Source organism: Pseudomonas sp. SG-MS2 (assembly GCF_009933855.1).
Taxonomy (GTDB): domain Bacteria; phylum Pseudomonadota; class Gammaproteobacteria; order Pseudomonadales; family Pseudomonadaceae; genus Aquipseudomonas; species Aquipseudomonas putida_E.
This window is the reverse complement of the sequence record NZ_MOMO01000156.1, coordinates 1-5,359: the sequence shown is the minus strand read 5'-3', so window position 1 is coordinate 5,359 and position 5,359 is coordinate 1. Positions and strand designations below refer to the sequence as shown.

Annotated in this window: 6 protein-coding genes and 1 pseudogene; all 7 read left to right on the top strand. The window is 61.1% G+C overall.

Annotated elements, in window-relative coordinates; all coding sequences use genetic code 11:
- Positions 1 to 1,065 (top strand): outer membrane protein assembly factor BamA (gene bamA / locus BLX42_RS12945; protein ID WP_161871924.1); only part of this gene is annotated, 1,065 nt, incomplete at its 5' end.
- 44 nt (positions 1,066 to 1,109) lie between these two features.
- Positions 1,110 to 1,613 (top strand): OmpH family outer membrane protein, encoded by a 504-nt coding sequence (locus BLX42_RS12940; RefSeq protein ID WP_012315893.1) that lies wholly within the window; start codon positions 1,110 to 1,112, stop codon positions 1,611 to 1,613.
- 1 nt (position 1,614) lies between these two features.
- A complete protein-coding gene (lpxD, locus tag BLX42_RS12935) occupies positions 1,615 to 2,670 on the top strand; it encodes a UDP-3-O-(3-hydroxymyristoyl)glucosamine N-acyltransferase (protein ID WP_012315892.1) in 1,056 nt (351 codons plus the stop codon).
- 113 nt (positions 2,671 to 2,783) lie between these two features.
- Positions 2,784 to 3,224, top strand: a complete 441-nt coding sequence (fabZ, locus tag BLX42_RS12930; RefSeq protein WP_012315891.1) for a 3-hydroxyacyl-ACP dehydratase FabZ — start codon at positions 2,784 to 2,786, stop codon at positions 3,222 to 3,224.
- A complete protein-coding gene (gene lpxA / locus BLX42_RS12925; RefSeq protein ID WP_012315890.1) occupies positions 3,221 to 3,997 on the top strand; it encodes an acyl-ACP--UDP-N-acetylglucosamine O-acyltransferase in 777 nt (258 codons plus the stop codon). Before fabZ ends, lpxA begins: the two co-directional genes overlap by 4 nt.
- Before the next feature lies 1 nt (position 3,998).
- Entirely contained in the window at positions 3,999 to 5,126 is a 1,128-nt protein-coding gene (lpxB, locus tag BLX42_RS12920; RefSeq protein WP_125924944.1) for a lipid-A-disaccharide synthase, read from the top strand.
- A gap of 1 nt (position 5,127) precedes the next feature.
- Positions 5,128 to 5,359: pseudogene (gene rnhB, locus BLX42_RS12915) on the top strand (ribonuclease HII); the annotation flags it as partial.

Sequence of the window (5,359 nt, the reverse complement as noted above, 5' to 3'; positions counted from 1 at the left end):
TTCGCCCAGAGCGCCGGCCTGATCCTGGGCGGCTCGATCAGCCAGACCAACTTCCTCGGTACCGGTAACAAGGTGTCCATCGGCCTGACCCGTTCGGAATACCAGACCCGCTACAACTTCGGTTTCGTTGACCCCTACTTCACTGCCGACGGCGTCAGCCTGGGTTACAACGCGTTCTACCGCAGCACCGACTACGACGACCTTGACGTTGACGTGGCCAGCTATGCGGTCGACAGCCTGGGTGCAGGCGTCAGCCTTGGCTACCCGATCAGTGAAACCTCGCGTCTGACCTACGGCCTCAGCGTGCAGCAGGACAAGATCAAGACCGGTCGCTATACCGTTGACGAGATCTTCGACTTCCTCGATCAAGAGGGTGATAACTTCCTGAACTTCAAGGCGTCGATCGGTTGGTCCGAGTCGACCTTGAACAAGGGCGTGCTGGCAACCCGTGGTCACTCCCAGAGCCTGACCTTGGAATCGACGATTCCGGGTAGCGATCTGTCGTTCTACAAGCTTGATTACCGCGGCCAGCTGTTCAAGCCGATCAACAACGAGTACACCCTGCGTCTGCATACCGAACTGGGCTATGGTGATGGTTACGGTGGTACTTCGGGCCTGCCGTTCTATGAGAACTACTATGCGGGTGGCTTCAACTCCGTTCGCGGCTTCAAGGACAGCAGCCTGGGCCCACGTAGTACGCCCAGCACAGGTGCAGCTAACAGGCCCGGCACTGAGTTGGACCCGGACCAAGACCCACTGCCGTTCGGTGGCAACGTCCTGGTACAAGGTGGCGTAGAGCTGTTGTTCCCGCTGCCGTTCGTGAAGGACCAGCGTTCGCTGCGCACCTCCGTGTTCTGGGATGTGGGTAACGTGTTCGACACCAATTGCGGTTCCAAGCCTGACTGCGCCAAGGTCGGTTTCTCGGACATGGCCAGCTCCGTGGGCCTGGGTGTGACCTGGATCACCGCGCTGGGCCCGTTGAGCTTCAGCCTGGCAATGCCGGTCAAGAAGCCGGACGATGCCGATACCCAGGTGTTCCAATTCTCTTTGGGCCAGACCTTCTAAGGTCGGCCCTTGCTTAACGACAACGGTTTATCCAGGAGTGCATCGTGCGTAAGTTGACTCAACTGGCCTTACTGGCCGCGGCGCTGGTCGCCACCCCGGCTTTCGCCGAAATGAAGGTTGCCGTGCTGAACTATCAGATGGCGTTGCTCGAATCTGATGCCGCCAAGAAATACGCGGTGGATGCCGAGAAGAAGTTCGGCCCGCAGCTGACCAAGCTCAAGACCCTGGAAAGCAGCGCCAAAGGCATTCAGGACCGCTTGATCAAAGGCGGCGACAAGATGGCCCAGCCGGAGCGTGAGCGCCTGGAGCTTGAATTCAAGCAAAAGGCCCGTGACTTCCAGTTCCAGTCCAAGGAACTGAATGAAGCCAAGGCGGTTGCTGACCGCGACATGCTCAAGCAGCTCAAGCCCAAGCTCGACGGCGCTGTCGAGGAAGTGATCAAGAAAGGCGGTTACGACCTGGTCCTCGAGCGTGGCGCGGTCATTGATGTCAAGCCTCAGTACGACATCACCCGCCAAGTCATCGAGCGCATGAACCAAGCCCGTTGATATGACCGTGACCATGACGCTCGGCCAGTTGGCCGAGGCCCTCGGGGCCACTCTCAAAGGCTCCGAGGCGCTGCAGATCACCGGGCTGGCCACCTTGCAGGAGGCCGGCCCCGGTCAGTTGAGCTTTCTCGCCAACAAGCAGTACCGCAAATACCTGGATAACTGCCAGGCAGCAGCGGTGTTGCTGCAGGCCGCAGATGCTGAAGGCTTTGCCGGCAATGCGTTGATCGTGGCGGACCCGTACCTGGCCTACGCGCGCATTTCCCACCTGTTCGATCCCAAACCCAAGGCTGTAGCGGGCATTCATCCCAGCGCCGTGGTTGCCGAGGATGCGCAGGTGGATGCCAGTGCCAGCATCGGGCCGTTCGTGGTCATCGAGAGCGGCGCACGCATTGGCGCCAACGTCAGCATCGGTGCGCATTGCGTGATCGGTGCCCGTTGTGTGGTTGGTGAGGGTGGCTGGCTGGCACCGCGGGTCACGCTGTATCACGACGTGACCATAGGCAAGCGCGTGGTCATCCAGTCTGGCGCGGTGATCGGTGGTGAGGGCTTCGGCTTTGCCAACGAGAAGGGCGTATGGCGCAAGATCGCCCAGATCGGCGGTGTCACCATAGGTGATGACGTCGAAATCGGCGTGAACACCGCTGTCGACCGGGGCGCGTTGTCCGACACGCGGATCGCCGACGGCGTCAAGCTCGACAACCAGATCCAGATCGCTCACAACGTGCAGATCGGCGAGCACACGGCCATGGCTGCCTGCGTCGGGATTTCCGGCAGCACGCGCATTGGCAAGCACTGCACCATTGCCGGTGGCGTGGGCATGGTGGGGCACATTGATGTCTGCGACAACGTATTCGTTTCCGGGATGACCATGGTCACCCGTTCGATCACCGAACCGGGTGCGTATTCTTCCGGCACTGCCATGCAGCCACTGGCTGACTGGCGCAAGAGCGCTGCGCGTATCCGCCAGCTGGATGACATGTCCAAACGTCTCCAGCAGCTGGAAAAACGTGTCGATACCGTGACCTCAGGTGGCCAGCCGACATCAGAAGGCTGATACCATTTCCTGAGCAAGAGTGAACAGTCGCTAGCTGGCTCCTCTTTGGATTGCAAAAGGAGCGTGTGGTCAGCACCTGCGCTCCCTATTCTTATTACAGGCTTCCCCCCGAAATGATGGACATCAACGAGATTCGCGAATACCTGCCTCACCGTTACCCGTTCCTGTTGGTGGATCGTGTAACGGATCTGGACTTCGAGGCCCAGAGCATTCGTGCCTACAAGAATGTCAGCATCAACGAGCCGTTCTTCAACGGGCATTTCCCGGAACACCCGGTGATGCCAGGCGTGCTGATCATCGAGGCCATGGCACAGGCTGCAGGCATTCTCGGTTTCAAGATGCTCGACGCCAAGCCGGCCGACGGCACGCTCTATTACTTCGTCGGTTCCGACAAGTTGCGTTTCCGTCAGCCCGTCCTGCCGGGCGACCAGTTGGTGCTGGAGGCCAAGTTCATCGGCCGTAAGAAGACCATCTGGAAGTTCGAGTGCCGGGCACTGGTCGATGGCAAGCCAGTGTGCTCGGCTGAGATCACCTGTGCGGAACGTGAGCTATGAATTCGATTGATCCGCGGGCGATCATCGATCCGTCGGCCAAACTGGCCGATGGTGTCGAGGTCGGCCCGTGGTCGATCGTTGGCCCTGATGTCGAAATCGGGGAGGGTACCGTCATTGGTCCTCACGTGGTGCTCAAGGGGCCGACCCGGATCGGCAAGCACAATCGCATCTACCAGTTTTCCTCGATCGGCGAAGACACCCCGGACCTGAAGTACAAAGGGGAGCCAACGCGCCTGGTGATCGGTGATCACAACGTGATTCGCGAGGGTGTGACCATTCACCGTGGCACGGTCCAGGACCGCGCTGAAACCACGCTGGGTGACCACAACCTGATCATGGCCTATGCCCACATCGGCCATGACAGTGTGATCGGCAACCATTGCATCCTGGTCAACAACACTGCGCTGGCCGGGCATGTGCATGTGGGTGACTGGGCGATCCTGTCCGGTTTCACCCTGGTGCACCAGTACTGCCACATCGGCGCGCATGCCTTCTCCGGCATGGGCACGGCGATCGGCAAGGACGTTCCGGCTTTCGTCACGGTATTCGGCAGCCCCGCCGAAGCCCGCAGCATGAACTTCGAAGGCATGCGCCGTCGCGGGTTCAGCGACGAGGTCATCCATGCCCTGCGTCGTTCCTACAAGATCGTCTACCGCCAGGGCCTGACCGTTGAAGAAGCGGTCAAGGAACTGGATGAGCTGGCAGGCAAACACCCAGAGGTCGACTTGTTCCGTCAGTCGATCGTGAATTCTGCCCGCGGCATTACCCGCTGACATGGCGCAACTTTGCGTAGCCCTGGTTGCGGGTGAGGCCAGCGGCGATATTCTCGGTTCCGGTCTGATGCGCGCCTTGAAGGCGCGCCATCCCCAGGTGCGCTTCATCGGCGTCGGCGGCCCGCTGATGGAAGCCGAGGGCATGCAGTCGTATTTCCCCATGGAACGTCTGGCGGTCATGGGCCTGGTAGAAGTGCTGGGGCGCCTGCGCGAGCTGCTCAAGCGGCGCAAGGTACTGATCCAGACCCTGATTGCCGAAAAGCCCGATGTGTTCATTGGCATCGATGCACCTGACTTCACCCTCAATATCGAACTGAAGCTACGCCAGGCCGGTATCAAGACCGTGCACTACGTCAGCCCTTCGGTCTGGGCATGGCGGCAGAAGCGTGTGCTGAAGATTCGTGAAGGTTGCGATCTGATGCTGACGCTGCTGCCATTCGAAGCGCGCTTCTATGAAGAGCAGGGCGTGCCGGTTAGGTTCGTCGGCCATCCGTTGGCCGATACCATACCGTTGGCTGCGGATCGGCAGGCTGCGCGCACGGCGCTGGGGCTGGGTGCAGGGCCGGTGGTTGCCCTGATGCCTGGCAGCCGTGGCGGGGAAGTCGGGCGCCTGGGGGCGTTGTTCCTGGATGCGGCGCAGCGCTTGGGCGAGCTGATACCCGGCGTGCACTTTGTAGTGCCATGCGCCAATGGGGCACGGCGTGCACAGCTCGAACAGATGCTTGAAGGTCGCGACTTGCCGCTGACGCTGCTCGATGGCCAGTCGCATCAGGCCCTGGCAGCCTGTGATGCGGTGCTGATCGCGTCGGGTACCGCCACCCTGGAGGCCATGCTGTACAAGCGCCCCATGGTCGTTGCCTATCGCCTCGCGCCACTGACCTACTGGATTCTCAAGCGTCTGGTGAAAAGCCCCTACGTGTCGTTGCCCAACTTGCTCGCCCAGCGCGAATTGGTGCCAGAGTTGCTGCAGGATGCCGCCACCAGCGAGGCCCTCGCACAAACCCTGGCTCCCCTGGTGGCCGACGGCAGGCAGCAGACCGAGCGCTTCGACGAGATTCACCGCACCCTGCGCCGCGACGCCTCCAACCAGGCAGCCGACGCGGTGCTGGCCTTGCTCAAGGACCGCTGACATGCAGATAGGACTGGATTTCAACCTGGTCGAGGACCTGGTTGCCGGGGTCGACGAAGTCGGGCGCGGCCCGCTGTGCGGGGCGGTCGTCACAGCGGCGGTGATTCTTGACCCGGCGCGGCCGATCCTCGGCCTCAACGACTCGAAGAAACTCACCGAAGCCAAGCGCGAAGCGCTGTTCGACGAGATCTGTGCCAAAGCCCTGAGCTTTTGCATCGCGCGCGCCGAGGTCG